Genomic DNA, 21,518 nt, shown 5'->3' on the forward strand with positions numbered 1-21,518 from the left:
CTCCTGGATGAGAAAAGTAACCAAAAGAATCATGAAGAAAAGAAACTCGCTGACGCTCAAACAGTCTTTTCTTCAATAATCATGACACATGGTGAATGCCTCCTGTTTCATAGGGAGCGTAAGCCTCTGCTGCTTGGAGCGTTCTTGCTTGCGCTGTCTCGTAACTGGGCTACGTATGCGGCCCAGTTACGAGACAGCGCAGGTGCCTGCTTGCTGCTTCTGGTTTCGATAACAGCCAATCTCCTTCCTTCAACCTTCCACTAACGAGCGATTCCCCTCCTGGGAGGGGCAGGGGTGGGTTCTTCCGTTTCAAGCCTCTTTTTCCCAAACTAAGCCCTAACTGAACTCAGGACTCAAGACCCAGGACTTACCTTGATCTCGTAGTGTCTGCGCCAATTTGCGTTTAGGGCTCTTTTTCTGAAAACAGCCCCTAAACACAAAATTAGTCTTTGTAAGGATCGTACACATCCTCGCCGGCCATGGCTACGCCGAGCGGCCGGAGGGTGTGCAGTACTTTGATGGTGTTGCCCTGATATTGGAGCACGTCTTCCAGTTTTTTGTAGGCCTCGGGTGCTTCATCGGCGCCGGCGCCGCGCAGTTCTATGCCCCGGGCTTTCATGCGCTGCTGCACGGCCTCGAAATCTACCAGACCCGGAGAGACCACGGTTTTGCGTTTCACGCCGTTTTTGTCACGCATCCACTTGGTTTTCCCGGCGGCGGCGCGGCGGCTCAGCAAACGGCCCGCGCCATGCACGGTGGAGTATAAACCTCGGATGGACAGCTCATTCTCCACGCCCTCAATGATCACGGAGTTGTCATACATGTTAGCGCCAATGAAGCCTTTCTGCCCCGGGAACGCCGGCGTGCAGCCTTTGCGCACCACCCAGTAATTCTCGCCCTGGTGCTTCTCAAACCAGGCGAAATTATGGTGGTTGTGGATGATCTCCGTTGAGGTTCCGCCCAGGATCTCCAGCACTTTCTCCACCACTACATCGCGGCCCGCGTAGGCGTATTCGCCCGCCAGCGACATCGCCGCGATGTAGTCCTGTCCCAGCGCTGAGTCGATGTCAAACAGGATGGGCGGCGCATCCATGGAGCCTTCCTTAGCTTTGTCAAAGAAGCTGAGGCCTTGGGACAGCGCGATGAAACCGGAGGCCGTCCGGTGCCCGAACCCTCGGGACCCGAAGTGCACGCCCACCCACAAGTAGCCTTTCTCGTCCTCAAACAAGTCAATAAAATGGTTGCCGCTGCCCACGGTGCCCAGCTGCTCGGCGGCCAGTTTCCGCATCTCGCGCTGGGGTTTGAACTCGGCTTTGTTGATGTGGTCCAGTACCGGATGGTCAATGCGCTTGGGGTTGGGTCGGCCCACGCCAAACCCGATGGAGCGCACAATCTGGTCCATCACTTTGGCAATGTTCATATCCGAGGCCATGATATCGGTGCGCACGGCTTTGTTTCCGCAGCCGATGTCAAACCCCACCCCCGACAGCGACACCTTGTTTTTGTAGGCCACGGCTCCGCCGATGGGGTGCGCGTAGCCGTAGTGGGCATCGGCGGTGAGCACGCCAATGTCTTCCTCGCCCACGCAGCGCTTGAGCTGGTCTATGGCGCTCTGGTCAATGATGTCCTCCCCAAAAACGGTGATGTTGTTTTCTACGATAGCCATGGTGGTTCTGGTTGGTAGCTTATCCTATACGGAAAAACGGCGTTGCGTTTTCTGCCTGTTATCAGGAAATCGGGCAAAAACCAGGAATTGACCAAGACACTCTTAGGGGCTGAGCGCACTACGAGGGTACATGGAAGAGTTCTGAGTCTTGAGTCGCGAGTCCTGAGTTTAAATAAAAAGAGAGCTGGCGCGAGACTAAAGTCTCGTGACTTGGGATGATGCGAGTCTCCAGACTCGCCGGGAACCACGAGCCAGTTCTACATATCTGGAGTCTGGAGACACCACCCATCCATCGGCACGAGTCTGGAGACTCGCGCCAGTAAACGAAATCATCCGTCTCCTCAGTCTGTTCCCTACAGATCAAGGCATTTCAAATCAGAGCCTTTTCCGGTCTGTCAGAAGAGAGACCGAAGAGACGTCGTTTCCAGGCTTCCTACTTACAGTGAGTTCTTGGTTCCCGGCGAGTCTGGAGACTCGCATCATCCTTGGTCACGAGACTATAGTCTCGCGCCAGTTAGTTCTCTTATTTAGACTCATGCCTCGTCTTTAAACTCAGGACTCGCGACTCAAGACTCAGAACTCCATGTGCTCTCGTAGTGTGCGCAGCTCCTGCGAGTGTCTCTGCGGTTTCCGTTTTGAAGCCTGATTTCGCCAAAAGAGGCCCAAAACGCAAGAAGCTCTGCCAGATCTGGCAGAGCTTCTTCACATGAAATCAGGTAAAAGATTACTTCTTCGCGGGCAAGTCTTTCAATAGCACTTCCACGGCTTTCTCCAGTTGCTGGTCGCGGCCCTGGGCTACTACGGCGGGTTCGTTGGCGACTAAGAAATCGGGTTCCAGTTGGGCGTTCTCCAGGAACTTGCCACCGGCCAAAGTGCGGTACCCGATCTGCGGAATCCCGAAAACCATGGTAGGATCAATCAAGGTTTCCCACCACACAAAGGTACCGGTTCCGGCCACGGGCATGCCCACGGTTTTGCCAATGCCCAGTTCTTTGTAGAGGACCGGGAAGATGTGCGCGTCTGAGTAGTTGCTCTCGTTCATGACCACAATAGAAGGCTTCGTCCACTTGTTGCGGGGCTCATCTGAGAGATTCTGGCCGCGCGGGATGAACTCGGCGTACTGTTTGGTGTTCAGGAAGCTGATGAGGTCGTCGTGCAGGTTGCCGCCGCCGTTGGAGCGGGTGTCTACCACCAGGGCTTCTTTGGTGGCGTTTTTGCCCAAAGCCTCTTCGTACACGGTGCGATAGCTGGCATCGTTCATGCCCCGGATGTGCACGTACCCCAGCCGTCCGCCCGACAGGCGGTCCACTTCTTTGCGACGGTTGTCTACCCAGCGCTGGTACATGAGCTCGTTTAAGTCAGCGGCGGAGATGGGCTTCACGGTCTCTTCCCAGCGCTGCTTCGTTTTCTCGTTATACAATGACACCAACGTGTACTTGCCGGCTTTGCGGTTCAGGAGCTGGTCTACATCGGTGTTGTCTTCCATGGGCTGGCCATCAATTTTCTCAATCACGATGCCCGGTTTCACTTTGGAGCTGGCGCGGTCAAACGGACTCAGGTTGATGACTTCCTTCACTTTGAGGCCGGGGCCGGTGTACTGCTCGTCGTAGAACAAACCCAAGGAAGCCGTGGCGTCTGGATTGGTAGCCCGGTGGCTGTAGCGTCCGCCCGTGTGCGAGGCGTTCAGCTCGCCCAGCAGCTCGCTCAGGACATCCGAGAAGTCATAGTTGTTGGCGATGTGCGGCAGGAACTGGCGGTAGTTCTCGGTGTAGAGTTTCCAGTCTACGTTGTGCAGGTCTTTCACGTAGAATTTCTTCTCCAGCTCCCGGATCACGTGGTCGTACATGTAGGCGCGCTCGGCGGCGGCGTTGAGGTTCATCTCGCCATTCACGCGCAGGGTTTCCTGCTTGCCGTTTTCGGTGTCCACTTTCAGAATCTTGCCTTCGGTTAAGACAAACAGGTTTTTGCCGTCCTTGCTCATGACCATGTCGCCGCCGCGGGCTCCCAGTTTGGCCAGCAGTTTGGTGTCATTGTCGCGGAGGTTGGTCACCCAGAGGTCATAGCCTTTCTCAAAGCGGCTCAGGTAGAACATGCGGTCGCCTTTGGCGGTGACCACGGCATCAGCGAGGTCTGAGGAGGTAGACGTGAGGCGCGCTTTCCGGTATTGGAGGTTGTCCAGCTCCAGCGCCATCCCGGCCGGGGCGGCCGATTTAGAAGTTTCGCCTTTCTTGCCTTTCTTCTTGGGCTCAGCTTTCTCCTCGGGGGTTTTGGCCTCAGTTTCGCGTTTCTCCAGGTCTTCCAGCAGGGTGTAGTCTTCTTTGCTCAGTTTGAAGCGGTCGAAGCCGTCTTGGGTGGTGAAGAGCGCGTACATGTCGCCGGTGCCGGAGTTGTTGCCGTTGCCGCGCAGACCTTCGCGGTTAGAGTAATAGGTGATCATTTTGCCGCCCATCATCCACTTGGGGCTGTACTCACCGTAACCGCTCTGGCTCAGGTTGATGACCTCGCCTTTGCCGCTGGCCGAAATCAGCCCGACTTCGCCCAGCCATTGCCGCGGCTGGTTGTACTGCACCAGAAACCACTTGCTGTCTGGCGACCACTGGTAAAACTGGTCACCGTCTGAATAGGAATAGTTGTTGGAGGTGCCCAGAATGGTGCGCACCTGTTTACTGGCTTTGTTCACCACTTTCAGGGCCACCCGCTCCTCCAGATACGCCACTTCCTTGCCATCGGGCGAGTAAGCGGGCTGGAATTCCTCGGCGGCGGTAGCGATCACGGGTTCTTCTTTGAGGACCGTGGAGGCGTAGAAGTACGGCTCGGCACTCCGCACGAGGCTGGTTTCATAGACGTTCCAGCTGCCGTTGCGCTCACTGGCATAGAGGATTTTGCGGCCATCGGGCGAGAAGCTCACACTCCGCTCCTGCTCCGGCGTGTTGGTGATGCGGCGCGTAATGCCGCCTTCCACCGAGGACACAAACACTTCGCCCCTATTCACAAACACCACTTCCTTGCCGTTGGGCGATACTTCCATCTCGGTCATGCCACCCGAGATGGGCAGCACCGTTTCTGGGTTGGAGCGGATGTCTGAATACAGCTGAATGGCGACCTTCTGCGGCTGCGCGCCCGGTTTCAAGGTGTAGATCTCACCGTTATAGGTAAACGACAGCACGCCGTCTTTGGAGCCGCTCAAATGCCGCACCGGGTGCTTGGTGAAATTAGTGACCGCCGTGCTCTGCTTGGGGTTCTGCAGACTCATCTTGCGCACGTTGAACGTGCCGTTGGGCTGCTCGCTCAGGTAGTAGATGTCCTGCCCATTGGCGGCGAACACCGGCTGGCGGTCTTCGCCCACGTTGTCGGTGAGTTTGGTGTGCTGCTTCGTTTTGGGATTATAGGTCCAGATATCACGAGCGGTGGAAGAAGTCTGATGCTTGCGGAAGTTGTTTTCCAGGCTTTTCTTGTCCTGGTATACCATGAGGTCACCGGCGGCGTTGAAGCGGGCAGCCTCGGCGGGCGTGGTGAGCAGCATGCTGTTGCGGCCGCCGCCCAACGATACGCTGTATAGTTCCGGGAAAGTCGCGGCCGGGAACATGGCATTGGACGCGGCATCTATTCTGGCGGAAGTAAACAGCACGTTTTTACCATCCGGCGTAAAATCTGAGGGCAGATCCGCGGAGGAATGGAACGTAAGGCGTTTGGTTTCTCCGCCCTGGGCGGGCATGACAAAGACATCAAAGTTACCGTACCGGTCTGAGGCAAAGGCGATCTGCTTTCCGTCCGGCGACCACACGGGCATGTACTCGTAGCCTTCGTGCATGGTCAGGGCGGTGGCGTTTCCGCCCGCGGCGGCTACTTTGTACAGGTCTCCTTTGTAGCTGAAGACAATAGTCTGACCGTCCGGCGAAATTGCCGGGGTGTTCAGCCAGAGGGGTGTTTGGGTCTGGGCCATGGCACCTACGCTACCTGCGCAGCAAAGGGCCAATAAGGCTAGAAACCTCTTTTTCATGATGTAAGCGATTGTTTGTAAGATTGGAATACTAAATGTAACCAATGTTCGCGCTTAATCAAAAGAAGCCGGTTTTGAGCTGATTTTTCAGGGAGGAATCTGGCCTTTGAAGATATTTTGATAGAAACAGGCTTGAAACAACCGCGCCTGCAGGGGCAATCTTGTGGTTGCTTTTTTACGTGAATTACCGTGAAGGGCAACCACAAGGGATTGCCCCTACATTTCCTCCGCTGGCGCGAGCCTCCGGCTCGTGCCTTCCCATTGCTGTACAGATTACTGTATTGGAATACGTGTGGACACGAGCCGGAGGCTCGCGCCAGCGGATTTGTGATCAAGGGAAACAGAAATGCCGTTTTACCCCTGTTTTCAGAAAAACAGGGGTAAAACGGCTTTCACAATCCTGACTCAGGACTCCAGACTCAGCACTCCCTCTTAAAAGTTTCCTTTCAGGCCTTCCTGGAAACAGTGGCGGCAGCGGGCTTCATAGGAATCGGTTTCGCCTAAAAGCACCTTTTCTTTGGAGGCGGCTTTGCGGAAGGAGTACGAGGCGATGTCGCCGCACTGCACGCAGATGGCGTGTACTTTGGTCACGTACTCGGCCACGCCCATGAGCGCGGGCATCGGGCCGAAGGGTTTACCCAGGTAGTCCATGTCCAGGCCGGCCACAATGACGCGGGTACCGGCGTTGGCCAGCTGCACGCAGACTTCGGTGATGGCTTCGTCAAAGAACTGGGCTTCGTCTACGCCCAACACATCGCAGCCGCTGCCCAGCAAGAGCATGTCGTTGGCGAACTGAATGGGCGTGGAACGGATGCTGGTGGCGTTGTGGGACACCACGTCTGCCTCGTGGTACCGCGTATCCAGGGCGGGCTTGAAGATCTCCACACACTGTTTCGCGATTTTGGCGCGGTTCAGCCGCCGGATTAATTCTTCGGTTTTCCCCGAGAACATGGACCCGCAAATCACTTCTATCCAACCTCTTCTCTGGCCATGCTGGCGGTTGCCCACCCGGGGTTCTATGAACATAACTTAATGTGCTAATTATTTAAGGTGCTAATGTGCTATCCCTTCCAAAGAGCGGGGCCATACACACTTTAACTGATGCGAAGGTACTAGCCCCCTTCCCTTCCCTAATGCACAATTTTTCCACACAGTTATCCAATCAACTCACTTTCAACCTATTGAATAATAGAAAAAGGAATTAGGGGATGTGAAGATGAGGAGATGTGGAGATTTGAAAATGATTTTAATGAAGCTGACATCTTCAAATTTCCACATCTCCTAATCTCCACATTTCCACATCATCACATCCTCACAGGGTATAAGAAAGGTGAGGGAGTTTCGTTTGGTGGGGAACGCGGCAGGTGACGGGTCCGGTGAGCTGGGCCTGGCAGGTGAGGCGCTCGTTGGGTTTCAGGCGGCCGTTGTTGCGGAAGCGGGTCTCGGGGGCGGTATCCGGGGCCAGGTTCTCAGTGCCCACCACCACAATCATCCGGCAGGAGGTGCAGCGGCCTTTGCCTCCGCAGGCGTGCATCCAGTCAATTCTGGTGGCTTGCAGGGCGGCCAGAACCGTCTGCCCATGGGCTACGTTTACCACAACTCCGCCTAGATTTTGAACCGTTAATTCGGTCATATTTCGCTATATTTACGAGCGTATGCTTCCTCCAATGAAAGACAAATATAATCAAATACGTCTGGCGCAGTACAGCCAGGCCCTTGCTCAGCGCCTCAGCGATGAACATTTTGCTCATCATGAGAACGTTACCGCCCAACAACTGATTTCCTTCACCCCCATCAAACAGGTGAACCTGTACATGATCCGGGAGCTGCTCACGCTCTGGAACCACGAGATGGCCAACCTGCGCAGCCCGTACTTCGACTTTGAACACCCCGAGGTAAAAGACGCCCTGGTGCAGTTCATGAACGTGCTCTCCCGGAAGATCTCCATCAAGCGTCCGCATTTTGAGCCGCTGCTGCTCAAGGCCATTCAGGACACGTTCCGTACCGTATTGGAGCCGGTGGCGGTGTTTGAGGAGAAATTCATGCGGGTGGAGGAGCTGTCGGTGGCCAAGCTGCAGGAGACCCTCAAGTACCAGGACATAGACAAAGACTTGTACCGCCGTTTCCTGGACTCGCTCTCTGATAGAAACCTGGACCGTACCCAGATTTCCGCGCAACTGGACCACTTCCTGACCGAAAACGAAGCAGAGCGGACCCAATTGAACGCCTTGGTGGCCCGTTTCAACGAGCTGCAGCCCTTACGCGCCGATGAACTTTTTGCCCTACCGGCCGCCCCAACTCCGGCGGTGAGCACGCAGGTGGCTAGTCCGCAGCCCAGCTTCCGGCCAACGCCGCCCGCCGAGCCCAAGCTGAACGAGCGTTTCCAGACCGAGCAGAAACCTACCCTCAACGAACGCCTGAAACAGCCGGTGGTGGCCTCCATGGCCGACCGCCAGCAGGACCAGAAGATCGGCTCCCTCAAGGAGGCCATCTCCATCAACCAGCGGTTCTCCTTCATCAACGAACTGTTCGAGGGCGACAACATGGCCTACCACGCCGTGATCAAGCAACTGGATGAATACGGCAGCCCCGACCAGGCCAAACAATACCTGGTGAAAGATGTGGGCAGCAAGTACAACTGGAGCCGCAAAGAGGAACACGTGCAGAAACTCACCAAGCTTATCGAGCGGAAATTCGCTTAAGTCGTTTCAAGCCTCTTTTTCTGAAAACAGGTCAAAAACAGAAATCCCTTGCTGATCAATACGGCAAGGGATTTCTGTTTTACAAGCGAGTTGGGCTAGCGGAACACCAGTACATCAATGGGGCGCTGGGCCTTTTCCAGTTTCAGGCCCAGTTTGGCTAAGGCTTCATGAATCGCGCCTTTCTTTTCGGGCTCAAATTCAAAAAAGAGGTCATAAAATGTCTTGTTGCCGGTTTCATCTACCACCGGCAGATTCACCATCCCGAAACTCTCCAGATAATCGGCTACTTTGGCCAGGGGAACATGCTCTCCTTCAAAGGTCCCCGCACTGGCCCCAAACTTTTCGGCTTTGGCCCGGGAGATAGGGATCTTCTTCACCTTGGCCGCATCTGCCACCTGCAACACATACACTTCCCGAGGCCTTTTCTCCAGGCTCGCCCGCACCGTGAACATTTTCTGGAGTTCCTTCCGGAGCGTGGGCAAGAGTTGGGCTTCCTGCCCTTTGGGCACCAGGATATCGATGCAGTACTTGGTTTTGTTTTCGGCAACACTCTCGCCTGTAGTCAAATCCAACGTGCGGCCGTAGGGCAGGCTTTCGTAGGCCAGACGATACACGCTTTCCAGCGGCAGGTTGATCATGGTAAGCCGACGGCCTCTGAAGGCGGAGTCCTGCAGATAGGAATGGGAGAGCCCGCCTACGCCTTTCAGCTCGGGTTGCACCAGAAAATGCGCCTTGGTCTCGGGAGCGACGGTGAAGTAAGTGAGCGGGTCGGCGGCCAGGTTGTCTTCTTTCAAAGGCAAATCCACCGGCTCACCCGCCAGTACTTTCTCCAGAACGGCCGCGGTGACGTACTTGGGTTCGGTAATGGCCACCACCTTCCCCTCCGGACTAATTAATACTGAATGCGGGATTAACCGATAGGGAAAGGCTCTTCTGGCCTCGCCGGTGTCTGCCACGGCAAACAGCAGGGAAGAAGGCCGGTTGGCCAGAAACCGCTGGATGCGCTGCTCGGTTTCCTCGGTCACGGTGATAATCTGCAGCCGGTCTTTGAATTGCGCCTGAAGTTCCTGCAGATGCGGCATGGCCTGTACGCAGGGGCCGCACCAGGTGGCCCAGAACTCCAGCAGCACGGCTTTGCCTTTGAGGTCAGCCAAGTGCAGGGAGCGGCTGGTTCCGTTCAGCACGGTGGGGAAAGTGATGGCGGGCGCGGCTGCGCCGAGGTTGGTCTGGGCTAGGAGCGGAAAGTGCAGACTGGCGGCCAAAAACAGAAGTGACAGGATCTTTTTCATACGGTTCAACATTTCCCCAAACCTACCGGCGGCGGCGTAGAAACTAAGTTAACCAGCGTTAAGCACTGTTAATTAATGTTAACGCGCCGCCGGTTTGTAGCCGGAACTCTTATCTTTGGTCATATGAAGCGGAGAATTCAATGGGTGTTGCTCTTGATGGTGACCTGCACGCTGGGCGTGGTGGGGCTGCAGCTCTTCTGGAGTTACCAGAGCTACCGCACGGCTTCGCAGGAATTCACCAGAGACATCAATGAGGCGCTTCAAAAGGCAGTGCAACAGGAACAGGATGCCCGCCGAAAGGAACTTCTGCGGCAGTACCGCGGCTGGCTTCAGGACACCAGCCTGGTGAAAATTTCCTGCCACCTTGACCCCATCTACCACACCACCAAGTTCTCCCTCGCCGATCAACACCCCTGGGCTCCGGAGAAGCGGGAGCCGTTCGTGATCGGGTTCACACAATTCACCCAAAAGCTGCCAAAGATCACGCCCGCGGCCAAAGCCTACTTCATCCAGCACTTCACCGCAGATCTGGTCTGGAAGAACCTGCAGGAAGGCTCGCTGTATTTCTACACAAAGCAATTGGGCGATAAAATGGACACGGCCTACGCCCAGAACCGCCTCAACCCCGTGCGGCTGGAAAAGCTTTTCCAACAGCAGCTACAGCACCGCGACATCACCGCTGGTTTTGAGCTGATTTCAGAAAAACAGCCCCTAAACGCCATTCCATCAGAATTCAACTACGCCACCCGTGCCTACAATGTGAGCCTGCGCAAGCCCCAGCAACTAGTGCGGGCGTATTTTCCAGACCCTAACCTGGTATTTCTGCAGCGCATGAAATGGATCATCGGCAGCTCTCTGCTGCTCATTGCCACGGCTATTTTCTGCTTCGGCTATACTATCAACACCTTGTTCCGGCAGAAGAAACTAGCCGAGCTCAAGAACGACTTCGTAAACAACATGACCCACGAGCTCAAAACGCCCGTCGCCACCATCAGCCTGGCCGCCGAGGCCATTCAGGAGTTTGATTTGAACAAGGCTTCCGCCGATGAATACGTGGGCATTATACGGCAGCAGAGCGGCCGCCTCAGCGGGTTGATTGACCAGATCCTGAAGAGCGTGGCCCTGGAACAAGAAAGCGTGGCCTTAGAGAAAAAGAGCATCTGCCTGCAGGAACTGGTCACCAATGTACTGGCCCAACACAAACCGCAGCTGGAACTGGTGGCCGCCACCGTGGAGACGCACTTCCCCGCCGAGCGCCTTACCGTCACCGCCGATGAACTGCACCTGGGCAACGTCTTAGCCACCCTGCTGGACAATGCGCTCAAATACCGGAAAGACCACCTTCAGCTCCGCCTAACACTTTACAAACAGGCCAAGCATGCGGTGTTGGAAATTTCAGACAACGGGTTGGGAATCGCCCCTGAACATCAGGCCAAAGTTTTTGAGAAGTTCTACCGGGTTCCCTCCGGCGATGTGCACAACGTGAAGGGCTACGGCCTGGGCCTCAGCTACGCCCAAGCCATGGCTCAACGCCACGGCGGCACCCTCATGCTCCGGAGCCAATTGGACGTTGGCACCACCTTCACCCTTTCTATTCCGCTTGCGCCCCATGAAGCCCCCACGCCTGTTGTTGCTTGAAGATGAAGTGCCGCTGGCCAAGATCCTGCAGGAAAGCCTCCAGAAACGCGGCTTCGCCGTCACCCATGCCCCAAACGGCAAAGAAGGGTTGGAGTTGTTCCGGCAACAGTCCTTTGCTATCTGCGTGGTAGATGTGATGATGCCGCACCTGGACGGTTTCTCTTTTGTGCGGGAACTGCGAAAAGTCAACAACCAGCTACCGGTGCTCTTCCTCACGGCCAAGTCCCAGACCCAGGATCTGGTGCAAGGTTACGCCTCCGGCGGAAATGATTACCTGAAGAAACCGTTTACCCTGGAAGAGCTGGTGTTGCGGCTCCAGGAACTCCTTCGGCGGCAACCACCTCTGGAAAACCTAAGCGAAACGTTATTGGTGGGGCGGTACACATTTCTGCCGCAAAAGCAGGAACTGTGGCTGGATCAAAAGCTGCATGCCAAACTCTCCCACCGCGAGAACGAACTGCTGCTCCTGCTGGTGCAGCACCGGCATCAGGTTCTGGAACGCAAAGCGGCTCTTCTGCAACTCTGGGGCGATGACAGCTTTTTCCAGGCCCGCACCATGGATGTCTTCATCACCAAACTCCGGAAGCACCTCCGAGAAGATCCATCCGTGGAAATCCTGAACATCCGGGGCGTGGGCTATAAGTTGATTTCTTAGCAGAATTCCGCATGGCAGATAGAAGCTGTTTTGGGCACGTTTTGGCAACAACATGCCCAAAACAGGAAACGGGCTAACGGAAACGCTCGAAGGAGCTGCGCGCACTACGAGGTCAGAAATGAGTTCTGAGTCCTGAGTCGCGAGTTCTGAGTCAGATAAAAGAAGGAGTTGGAAATAGAAGAGACTTATACTAGAAGAAGCTGGTGATAGAAGGAACTGGCGTGAGACTCCAGTCTCGTGACAGCGGATGATGCGAGTCTCCAGACTCGCCGGGAACCACGAGCCGGAATATGGGAGTCTGGAGACTCCATTCATCCGCCGACACGAGTCTGGAGACTCGCGTCAGGTCCTTTTTAGACTCAAGAATCTACCAGACCTCGTTGTGTGCGCAGTTCCTGCGAGTGTCTTCTGCCCTTGCTCGTTTTGGCCTTGTTTTCACAAAACTATGCTCAAAACGAAGGACGCTCTTGCTACCGGACACGTATTTCCTTGCTCCGTTTTACTCCCGGCCCAGATCCAGTTTCCGGTGAGCGTCAATGGCCAGGAGGATGAACAGCAGGATGGTGAAGGACCACAGCGAGGAGCCGCCGTAGCTGAAGAACGGCAGCGGAATACCCACTACCGGAGCCAGCCCGATGGTCATGCCAATGTTCACCAGAAAATGGAAGAAGATAATGGACGCGACGCAGTACCCGTAGGTTCGGCCGAACACGGACCGTTGCCGCTCGGCCACGAAGATGATGCGGGTGAGCAAGGCCATGAACAGCCCGATGATGATAAGACTGCCCAGCCAGCCGTGCTCCTCGCCCACGGTGCAGAAGATAAAGTCCGTGCTTTGCTCGGGCACGAAGTCAAACTTGGTCTGCGTGCCCTCCAGAAAACCTTTCCCGAAGAAACCGCCCGAACCGATGGCGATCTTAGATTGCGTCACGTTCCAGCCTACGCCCAGCGGGTCAATCTCAGGGTCTACCAGTACCTTGATCCGGTTCTGCTGGTGTTCCTGCAGGATGTTGTCAATGAAATACGTCACGCTGAACACCATCGCCAGCACCGCCACCCAAATACCAATGTAAGTAGGCAGATAGCGCTTGATCCGGTGGAAGTTCAGCCACATGTACGCGCCCATCAGCACGGTGACAATGCCGGCCAGGTACCACTGCGGAATCAACAAGGTCAGCACGAACACGAACACGGCCACGGCGCCAATGATCAGGATCAGGGGCGACATCCCCTCCCGGAAGAAAGCCAGCGTGAAGGCCGCAAACACTAGGGCAGAACCGGTCTCGTTCTGGAGGATGATAATGACTGGCGGCAACAGCGCCAATCCGGCCAGTTTAGCCTGGTCTTTCCAGTTCTGCTGCCGCAGGTTGATGCCGCTCATAAACCGGGAAACGGCCAGCGCGGTGGCAAACTTGGCAAACTCCGCGGGCTGCAACCGCACCGACTCCGTGATCACCAGCCAGGACCGGGAACCTTTGATGGGAGACGCAAACACCAAGGTGCCCAACAGAATCAGAATCACGAACCAGTAAATGCCGTAGGCCAGCGAGTCATAGGCTTTGTAATCAATGGCAAACAGCATGATGATGATGATCACCGAGGTCCCGATCCAGGCCAGCTGCTTCCCCGAGTTAAGGGTAAAGTCAAAGATACTGGTCACATTCTCGGGGTTGTAGACGGCGGCGTAGATGTTCATCCAGCCCAGCGTCACCATGAGGGCGTACAGGCCGATGGTCACCCAATCTATGTTCTGCGTGATTTTATAGGAAGTGCGCATCAATCGTTCGCTAATCGGTCCACTTGTAGAAACTGCCGTTGATCATGTCATGCTCCCACCGCTTGCGGTACGCCGTGGTGATGGTATCGGTGAGGTACTTTTCAATCATCAGGCTGGCCATGGGCGCGGCGGCAATGGCTCCGCCCCCGGCGTTCTCCACGTACACGGCAATAGCGATCTTAGGATCATCCTTGGGCGCGAAGGCAATGAAAACCGAGTGGTCTTTGCCGTGCGGGTTCTGCACCGTGCCGGTTTTGCCGCACAGCACAACACCTATGTGTTTCAGGCTGGCGTTTCTTCCCGTCCCTTTCTCCACCACCAGCTGCATGCCGTCAATCACCGGCGGGAAATGCCTCGGGTCTACCGAGGTGTAGTTCTTCACGGAGTACTCTGGCAACGGTTTTCCTTTTTCGCCCACAGAACGCACAATGTGCGGCTTGAAGTAATAGCCCCGGTTAGCGACGGTGGCCACAAAGTTGGCCATCTGCAGCGGGGTCACGCCGGTTTCGCCCTGCCCAATGCTCACCGAGTAAATGGTAGGAAATTTCCAGCCGTCGCGTTTGTAGATGCGGTCATAGAACTTAGACGAAGGCATGAGCCCCTTCTTCTCGCCGGGTAAATCAATGTCCAGACTGCTGGCAAACCCGAAACTCTTGATGTGCTTGTTCCAGTTATCCAGCCCCTGGCGGGCATCTTCGTAGACGTTGCGGTACTTGCCCCGGTTCACCACAGACCGGAACACCTGATAGAAATACGGATTACAGGAGTTTTCAATCGCGATGTTCAGGTTGGCCGGATACTCATGCCGGTGCGAGCATTTCACCAAAGACCAATTGCACGGGTAACCCGTGTTTGGGGTAAGTACCCCCTCCTGCATGGCGATCAAGGCCTGCGCCAATTTAAAGATGGAGCCCGGCGGATACGTGGCCATGAGCGGCCGGTTGAACAAAGGTTTGGTGGGGTCCCGGAGCAGCTTCATGTAGTTGTTGCCCAGTTCCTTTCCCGTCAAGAGCGAGGGATCAAAATACGGTGCCGACACTAGGGCCAGAATTTCCCCGGTTTTGGGCTCTATGGCCACAATACTGCCCACCTTACCCCCTGACATGAGTTTTTCGCCGTACTCCTGCAATTTTAGGTCAATGGTGGTGACCAGGTTCTGCCCGGCCTCGGAAAGCGTGTCATACGCGCCGTTCTTGAAAGAGCCTTTCTCAATGCCGCGCACGTTTACCATGGTGTATTTCACCCCGCGCTTGCCCATGAGGTACTGCTCATACTCCCGCTCAATGCCGCTGATGCCCAGGTAATCGCCCTGGCGGTAGCCTTTGTAGGTACTGTCCTCCAGTTGCCGCGGGCTGATCTCGCCAATGTAGCCCAGGGCGTGCGCCAGACTGGAATGCTGGTAGCCGCGCACGGTACGGGCGTTGATGTAAAATCCGGGGAAGTCTACCAGGTTGTCCTGAATGGCGGCAAACTCGGTATTGGTCAAACGCTGGAGAAACGGAGAAGGCCGCACGTAGGAATAAGCCTTAGCCGCTTTGATTTTCTCGCGGTACTCCGGCAACGTGATGCCCACCAATTGGCACAACTTAAGGGTGTCAATGGACTTGGCCTCCTTGGGCACCACCATGAGATCATAAACAGGCGTGTTTTCCACCAGCAGTTTGCCGGTACGGTCATACACCAATCCTCTGAAAGGGTACTGCACCACGCGCCGCAACGCATTCGTCTCGGCGGCGGTTTTATAGCTGTCGTCCAGTACCTGTATGTAGAAAAGTTTGATGAGATAAACCGCCCCGATGGCTATAAAAATTGCCTGGATTACGTATTTGCGGCCCTCTAAGTACTTCATCTAAAACCTCTTGCCCTTCGCTCAAAAAATAACATCTGGAAAATTACCAGCACCGTTCCGGTGAACAATGTGCTGGCCACTATCTTAGCTAACGTAAAACCGATCAGTTTAAATCCGTTGAGCTCTAGAAAAAACAGGGTGAAGTGGTGCACGAAGATCAGAACCAGCCCATAGGTCAGAAACCAGCGCCACCCCATGGAAGGCAAACTGGCGTGGTCAGAAACCTCATACCCGTCACGGGGCGTGATCAGTTTGAGCATGGAAGGGCGCAGATACGCCATGAGCACGGTAGACGCGGCATGCACCCCAGAGGTGTCATAGAACAGGTCAATGGTGAAGCCGCAGATAAAGCCCAGCAGCAGCAGCAGCACCTTGTCTATCTCAATGGGTAGAAACAGGATGAACCCGATGTACACAAAGCAGAACCCGGTTTCAAACAGCACCAGGTTGCGCATGAGCAGCACCTGCAGACTCATCAGCAGCACAAACTGAATGAAATGGATGAACCTGAAACTATTCATTGCCTTCGGTTATACCTGATTGAATCAGCAAGCTGTCCAACTCGGGCTTGCGTTTGTTTTCCACGACGTACACGTAAGACAGTTTCTCAAAGTCAACGCTCAGGCGTACCAAGATGGTGTAGAAACTTTTATCCAGCTCCTTCTGCACACGAACCACGCGCCCCACCAGAATACCGGGCGGGTAAATGCCCCCGGCCCCCGAGGTCACCACGGAATCGCCTTTGTAAATCTTCTCGCTCAACGGGATGTAGTGCAGACTGGCCGTCTTGGGGTCTTCCGTATCCCACCGGATAGAGCCCAGGCTTTTGTTCCGCTTCAGCTTCACGGAGATAAGGGTCTGGGAATGCAGTAGCGAGGTAACGGTGGCGTAGTGCCTGGAAACCGCTTTCACCCGCCCCACAATTCCGTTGGCGGTCAAAACGCCCATTCCTGGCTGTATGCCAGCGTCTGAGCCCACGTTAAGCGCCAGGTGATTGTTCAAGCCGCGCACCGAGTTACTGGTCACCCGGGCCGGATGATAGGTGAAGACCATGGGGCCCAAGGAATCAAGCGGCGCCAGAAGTGAATCCCGCGGATTGCCCGACGCCAGGTTCGCGAAAACAGAATCCCGGGCCGTCCCCAAACTGTCGTTCAGTTCCTGCTCCTGCAAATGGGTGATCTGGGCCCGCAAACGGGCATTTTCCTGCGCCAAGCCCTGGTTTACCTCCGTCAGCCGGAAATAATCGGCCACCTGGCTCTGGATTTCCAGCACCCGCCCCACATAGTAGTTAGACGACTGGTAGAAGGCCGCACTGTGGTAGGTGTTGCTCCGGTACAGCAGGTAAATGGAAACGCCCTCCAGCAGCAGGAACACCAAAAATGCCCTAATCCGGAAGATGAAAATAAATAGTTTCCGCATGGGCGCGTGTGCTTAGCTCAACAGCACGTTGCGGAAGCCCTCAATGTTTTTCACGGCCGCGCCGGTGCCCCGCACCACGGCTCTTAACGGATCTTCCGCAATGTGAATGGGTAACTTGGTTTTAGCCGCCAGACGCTTGTCCAGACCGCGCAGCAGGGCTCCGCCGCCAATAAGGTGAATGCCGTTGTCGTAAATATCGGCGGACAGTTCCGGTGGCGCGATTTCCAGCGCTTTCAGCACGGCTTCCTCTATTTTAGACACGGATTTGTCCAGCGCGATGGCGATTTCCTGGTAGGTTACCTTGATCACCTTCGGGATACCGGTCATCAAGTCACGGCCCCTGATCTCGAAGTCAGCGGGTGGGTTGTCCAGCTCGGTCAACACGGCGCCCACTTCAATCTTGATCTTCTCCGCGGAACGCTCGCCAATGAGCAGGTTGTGCTGGCGGCGCATGTGATCCAGAATGTCTTTGTTGAACACGTCACCGGCTACCCGGATGGACTGGTCGCACACGATCCCGGACAGGGCGATCACGGCGATCTCAGTAGTACCGCCCCCTATGTCCACCACCATGGTCCCGATGGGCTGCTCCACGTCAATCCCAATCCCGATGGCGGCCGCCATGGGCTCCTGGATCATCCAGACCTCACGGGCATCGGCGTGCTCGCAGGAGTCTTTCACGGCACGTTTCTCCACCTCGGTAATACCGGACGGAATACACACCACCATGCGGTAAGACGGCTGGAACAGGCGTTTTTTGCCTTTGTCAATCATCTTGATCAACCCCCGGATCATCATCTCAGCCGCGGTAAAGTCCGCGATCACGCCGTCTTTCAACGGACGGATGGTCTTGATGTTCTCGTGGGTTTTCTCGTGCATTTGCTGCGCCTCGCGCCCTACGGCCAGCACTTTGTTGGTGCGGCGGTCCAGGGCGATGATGGAAGGTTCGTCAACTACAATTTTATCATTATGAATGATGAGTGTATTGGCCGTACCCAAATCAATCGCTATATCAGAAGTGAAAAAGTTAAATAATCCCATTATTCGTCAGTGGTGCGGTCTCCGTCAGAACGCTATATATGAAATTTATTTTCGCTACAAGGTACTACAATGGCGCAAAATTACGTATTTCCCGCCAATTATTACGCTTGAGCATGAGACAGTTCTGTTTTAGGCCTTTTTTAAGGAAAATAGCCCTAAAACGACCAAATTCCGCCGCCTCTCGCCCGGTCTTTCCCTTCTACGGACTGCTTCCTGAAACCTGCGCCAGCCAGTAAGAATCATAACCGAACCTGTTCCTGAAAACGGACCGGCTCACATATGGGCGTTTGCAGAATCCAGTTTAGTGGATGTCTGTTTCTGAGGCATTTCCGGGAAAACACCCCTAAAACAAAAGCCCGGCCGCTCAGGAAGCAACCGGGCTTTCGGGTGATTATTTCGGGTGGATTAATGTTTGAAGTGACGCACGCCGGTCAGGACCATGGCCATGTTGCGGGCGTTACAGGCGTCAATGGAATCCTGGTCTTTGATGGAACCGCCGGGCTGTACCACCGCGGTGATACCGGCTTCGGCCGCAATCTCCACGCAGTCCGGGAACGGGAAGAACGCATCGGAGGCCATTACGGCGCCTTGCAGGTCAAACCCGAAGCCCCTGGCTTTCTCAATGGCCTGCCGCAAGGCATCTACGCGCGAGGTTTGTCCCACGCCGCTGGCCAGCAACTGGTTTCCACGGGCCAACACGATGGTGTTGGACTTGGTGTGCTTGCACACTTTCAACGCGAACTCCAGCCCCTGCACCTCTTCTTCTGAAGGAGCACGATCGGTTACGGTTTTGAAATCGGCGGCGGTTTCTACGGCCATGTCTTTGTCTTGCTCAATCACGCCGTTCAGCAGGGTCTTGAACAGCTTGGTGGGCATGGCCACCGGCTTCTGGCGCAGCAGGATGCGGTTTTTCTTGGAACGCAGCAACTCCAGGGCATCTTGGTCAAACTCCGGGGCAATCAATACCTCGAAGAACAGTTTGTTCAGTTCCTGGGCGGTAGCCAAGTCTACGGTTTTGTTCACGATGATCACGCCGCCAAACGCCGAAACCGGGTCACAGGCTAGGGCATTCACGTAGGCTACGTGCAGCGAATCGGCCACGGCCACGCCGCAGGCATTAGTGTGCTTTAGGATAGCCACGGCGGGCTGGTCAGCGAACTCCGCCATGAGCAACACGGCGGCATCTACGTCTACCAGGTTGTTGTAAGACAGCTCTTTTCCGTTCAGTTTGTCAAAAAGAGCCTCTAAATCACCGAAAAACGTGCCGCTTTGATGCGGGTTCTCGCCGTAGCGCAAAGTCTGGCTTTGACGCTGGCTTTGCTTGAACGCTGGTGCTAAGTCCTGCTCTTTGCTCAGGTACGTGAAGATATGCGTGTCATAATGCGACGACACATCAAAGGCCTTGGCGGCAAAACGCTTGCGATCCGCCAGATCAGTGCTGCCGTCTTTGGCTTGCAGCAGGTCCACCACCTCGCCATATTGCTCCCGCGATGACACGATGAGCACATCCTGGAAGTTCTTGGCCGCTGCGCGAATGAGGGAAATCCCCCCGATATCGATTTTCTCGATCACGTCTTCTTCCGACGCGCCGGACGCCACCGTTTCCTCAAACGGGTACAGGTCCACAATCACCAAATCCAGGGCCGGGATTTGGAACTGCTCCACCTCCTGCTGGTCCTGCTCATGATCACGCCGGTGCAAAATCCCCCCGAAAATCTTGGGGTGCAGGGTTTTCACGCGGCCGCCGAAGATGGAAGGATAATCGGTGACGCTGTCCACGGCCACCACCTCGGCCCCGAGGCCCTCCAGGAATGTCTGGGTACCGCCGGTGGAATAGAAGGTCACGCCTTGTTTCTGCAACTCGCGCACCAACGGCTCCAGGCCGTCTTTGTAGTACACCGAGATCAGGGCAGATTTGATTTTAACGGAATTCATATAGTTTGCAAAAAATGTAGGTTAAACGGGAGAGACACTCTGGAGCACTTCGTTTCTCGGCAAGCCAAGCCATAGGATTTCTGCGCATCCATTCTGCGGAGCAGAAACGGGCGCGGAAAAGCCAACGGAAAATAAAGTAAGCCAAACGGCCGGGCAAGCGCCCGCGAGAGACACGCGCTGAACTGCAGGAGCAAATCATAGGGGCGTGTCTGGGGCTTCATCACTTTTGGGGTTAAGCGGTAGGCGTTTCGGGGCTGTTTTGGCCAGAAGAGAGCAATTCCTCTACTACGCGGGGCAGGTGCCGGTGCTCCAGGGTAAGGACGCGGGCCGCCAGGGTCTCGCAGGTATCGTCGGGCTGCACCTCACACCGCTCCTGGTAAATGGGTGCGCCTTCGTCATAATGCTCGTTCACGTAGTGGATGGTGATGCCGGTCTGGGTTTCCTGCGCGTCTATCACCGCCTGGTGCACGTGCTGGCCGTGCATGCCCTTGCCCCCGAACTTAGGCAGCAACGACGGATGGATGTTGATGATCTTGTTGGGGAACGCCTGCACAAACGCTGCCGGCAGCAGCCACAGAAACCCAGCCAGCACAATCAGATCTGGGTGATAGGCCTGCACTTGCTCCTGCACCAGCCCACTTTTCAGGGCCGCCCGGTCAAAGACGCCGGTGGGCACCCCGAAGTTCTGGGCCCGCTGCAGCGCAAACGCCTCTGGGTTGTTGGAAAAGAGCGCGACCACCTGTATGAACGGATGTTGCTCAAACTGCTCCAGCAGGCGCTGGGCATTGCTCCCGGAGCCGGAAGCGAAAATGACGATGTTCTTTTTCTTCGAAGGAGTACCCAAAACTGCCGTTGCTGTCAATGGAAGAGCAAAGATAGTGTTTCTGGGGTATTTTCAGGAAAATAGGTGGAAAACGTTTGAAAGGCATTTATAGCTGTCTATCCTGCGGAGAGGAAGAATAGCTGACATGTTTTGGGGCTATTTTGGGAAAATGAGGCAGAAAACGTCTTTTCACTGAGACGTAACTTGTTGCGTGCCGCCCGTGCTTGTTTAGATCATAGGTTCGCCAGGTACTCTGAGACCTGTTTTTGCGCCCTTTTTGGGAAAACTGCTTAGAAACATGTTTTTGTTTTTTGCCGCTATGGTGCGGATTTACTTCCGTTCCTTCCCTTCTATTTGTTGAGCTATCCGCTATGACCAATCAATCGTCACCGCCGTTGTTGGTGTTCTCACCAACAACCATGACTGCCTTTCCGGTTAGCTATCTGCCTTTGCTCTCTACCTCTGTCCTGCCAATGTCCTGCCAAGCCTCGGCGCTGGAGTCGCGGTCTGCCCACGTTTGTCACTTTTCTCCTGGATGAGAAAAGTAACCAAAAGAATCATGAAGAAAAGAAACTCGCTGACGCTCAGATAGTCTTTTCTTCAGTAATTATGACACCTCGCAGCCGTCCTCTGTTCCATAGCCCGCGCAAGCCTCTGCTGTTTGTGACGTTCTTGCGTGCGTCGTCTCGTGACTGGGCTACGCCTGCGGCCCAGTCACGAGACG

General features: G+C 55.3%; 16 protein-coding genes. 4 read left to right on the forward strand and 12 right to left on the reverse strand.

Features of this window, described 5'->3' with window-relative positions:
• A partial coding sequence (locus H7U12_RS22460) for a hypothetical protein (protein ID WP_206683920.1) occupies positions 1 to 264 on the forward strand: 264 nt, incomplete at its 5' end.
• A gap of 178 nt (positions 265 to 442) precedes the next feature.
• Here H7U12_RS22460 and H7U12_RS11575 read toward each other — a convergent pair.
• The 4 genes from H7U12_RS11575 to H7U12_RS11590 form a co-directional block, all read right to left on the reverse strand.
• On the reverse strand, positions 443 to 1,666 hold the full coding sequence (locus tag H7U12_RS11575) for an RtcB family protein (protein ID WP_186637810.1): 1,224 nt from the start codon (positions 1,664 to 1,666) through the stop codon (positions 443 to 445).
• 724 nt (positions 1,667 to 2,390) lie between these two features.
• Entirely contained in the window at positions 2,391 to 5,666 is a 3,276-nt protein-coding gene (locus H7U12_RS11580) for a S41 family peptidase (RefSeq protein ID WP_186637812.1), read from the reverse strand.
• Between the two features lie 432 nt (positions 5,667 to 6,098).
• Positions 6,099 to 6,692, reverse strand: a complete 594-nt coding sequence (locus H7U12_RS11585) for a thymidine kinase (protein WP_186637814.1) — start codon at positions 6,690 to 6,692, stop codon at positions 6,099 to 6,101.
• 286 nt (positions 6,693 to 6,978) lie between these two features.
• On the reverse strand, positions 6,979 to 7,299 hold the full coding sequence (locus tag H7U12_RS11590; RefSeq protein WP_186637817.1) for a 2Fe-2S iron-sulfur cluster-binding protein: 321 nt from the start codon (positions 7,297 to 7,299) through the stop codon (positions 6,979 to 6,981).
• Between the two features lie 34 nt (positions 7,300 to 7,333).
• Between H7U12_RS11590 and H7U12_RS11595 the strand changes: the two genes are divergently transcribed.
• Positions 7,334 to 8,368: a hypothetical protein gene (locus H7U12_RS11595; protein ID WP_186637819.1), complete on the forward strand. Its 1,035-nt coding sequence runs from the start codon at positions 7,334 to 7,336 to the stop codon at positions 8,366 to 8,368.
• A 95-nt stretch (positions 8,369 to 8,463) separates the two neighbouring features.
• Here H7U12_RS11595 and H7U12_RS11600 read toward each other — a convergent pair whose 3' ends face one another.
• Positions 8,464 to 9,657, reverse strand: coding sequence for a TIGR03435 family protein (locus H7U12_RS11600; RefSeq protein WP_186637822.1), 1,194 nt, complete (start codon positions 9,655 to 9,657; stop codon positions 8,464 to 8,466).
• Positions 9,658 to 9,780: 123 nt separating this feature from the next.
• Here H7U12_RS11600 and H7U12_RS11605 point away from each other — a divergent pair, with 123 nt between their 5' ends.
• Both H7U12_RS11605 and H7U12_RS11610 read left to right on the forward strand, forming a co-directional pair.
• On the forward strand, positions 9,781 to 11,295 hold the full coding sequence (locus tag H7U12_RS11605) for a sensor histidine kinase (protein WP_186637825.1): 1,515 nt from the start codon (positions 9,781 to 9,783) through the stop codon (positions 11,293 to 11,295).
• Complete coding sequence (locus H7U12_RS11610; protein WP_186637828.1) at positions 11,267 to 11,950, forward strand: response regulator transcription factor; 684 nt, start codon at positions 11,267 to 11,269, stop codon at positions 11,948 to 11,950. Before H7U12_RS11605 ends, H7U12_RS11610 begins: the two co-directional genes overlap by 29 nt.
• Before the next feature lie 499 nt (positions 11,951 to 12,449).
• On the opposite strand, the gene rodA is transcribed toward H7U12_RS11610, so the two are convergent.
• From rodA to purN, 7 genes are all read right to left on the reverse strand, one after another.
• Positions 12,450 to 13,727 carry a rod shape-determining protein RodA gene (gene rodA, locus H7U12_RS11615; protein ID WP_186637831.1) on the reverse strand — a complete coding sequence of 426 codons (1,278 nt, stop codon included), beginning with the start codon at positions 13,725 to 13,727 and terminating at the stop codon, positions 12,450 to 12,452.
• 10 nt (positions 13,728 to 13,737) lie between these two features.
• Positions 13,738 to 15,576, reverse strand: coding sequence for a penicillin-binding protein 2 (gene mrdA, locus H7U12_RS11620; RefSeq protein ID WP_186637842.1), 1,839 nt, complete (start codon positions 15,574 to 15,576; stop codon positions 13,738 to 13,740).
• Positions 15,573 to 16,097, reverse strand: a complete 525-nt coding sequence (locus H7U12_RS11625) for a hypothetical protein (RefSeq protein ID WP_186637845.1) — start codon at positions 16,095 to 16,097, stop codon at positions 15,573 to 15,575. Before H7U12_RS11625 ends, mrdA begins: the two co-directional genes overlap by 4 nt.
• Complete coding sequence (gene mreC / locus H7U12_RS11630) at positions 16,090 to 16,995, reverse strand: rod shape-determining protein MreC (RefSeq protein WP_186637848.1); 906 nt, start codon at positions 16,993 to 16,995, stop codon at positions 16,090 to 16,092. Before mreC ends, H7U12_RS11625 begins: the two co-directional genes overlap by 8 nt.
• A gap of 12 nt (positions 16,996 to 17,007) precedes the next feature.
• The gene (locus H7U12_RS11635; RefSeq protein ID WP_123125414.1) at positions 17,008 to 18,036 is read right to left on the reverse strand and encodes a rod shape-determining protein; all 1,029 of its coding nucleotides are present in this window, start codon (positions 18,034 to 18,036) and stop codon (positions 17,008 to 17,010) included.
• 405 nt (positions 18,037 to 18,441) lie between these two features.
• Complete coding sequence (gene purH, locus H7U12_RS11640) at positions 18,442 to 19,971, reverse strand: bifunctional phosphoribosylaminoimidazolecarboxamide formyltransferase/IMP cyclohydrolase (protein WP_186637855.1); 1,530 nt, start codon at positions 19,969 to 19,971, stop codon at positions 18,442 to 18,444.
• Between the two features lie 232 nt (positions 19,972 to 20,203).
• Positions 20,204 to 20,815, reverse strand: a complete 612-nt coding sequence (gene purN / locus H7U12_RS11645; protein WP_186637866.1) for a phosphoribosylglycinamide formyltransferase — start codon at positions 20,813 to 20,815, stop codon at positions 20,204 to 20,206.
• Positions 20,816 to 21,518 lie beyond the last annotated feature (703 nt).

The organism is Rufibacter sediminis (assembly GCF_014269285.1).
In the GTDB taxonomy this organism is placed as follows: Bacteria; Bacteroidota; Bacteroidia; order Cytophagales; family Hymenobacteraceae; genus Nibribacter; species Nibribacter sediminis.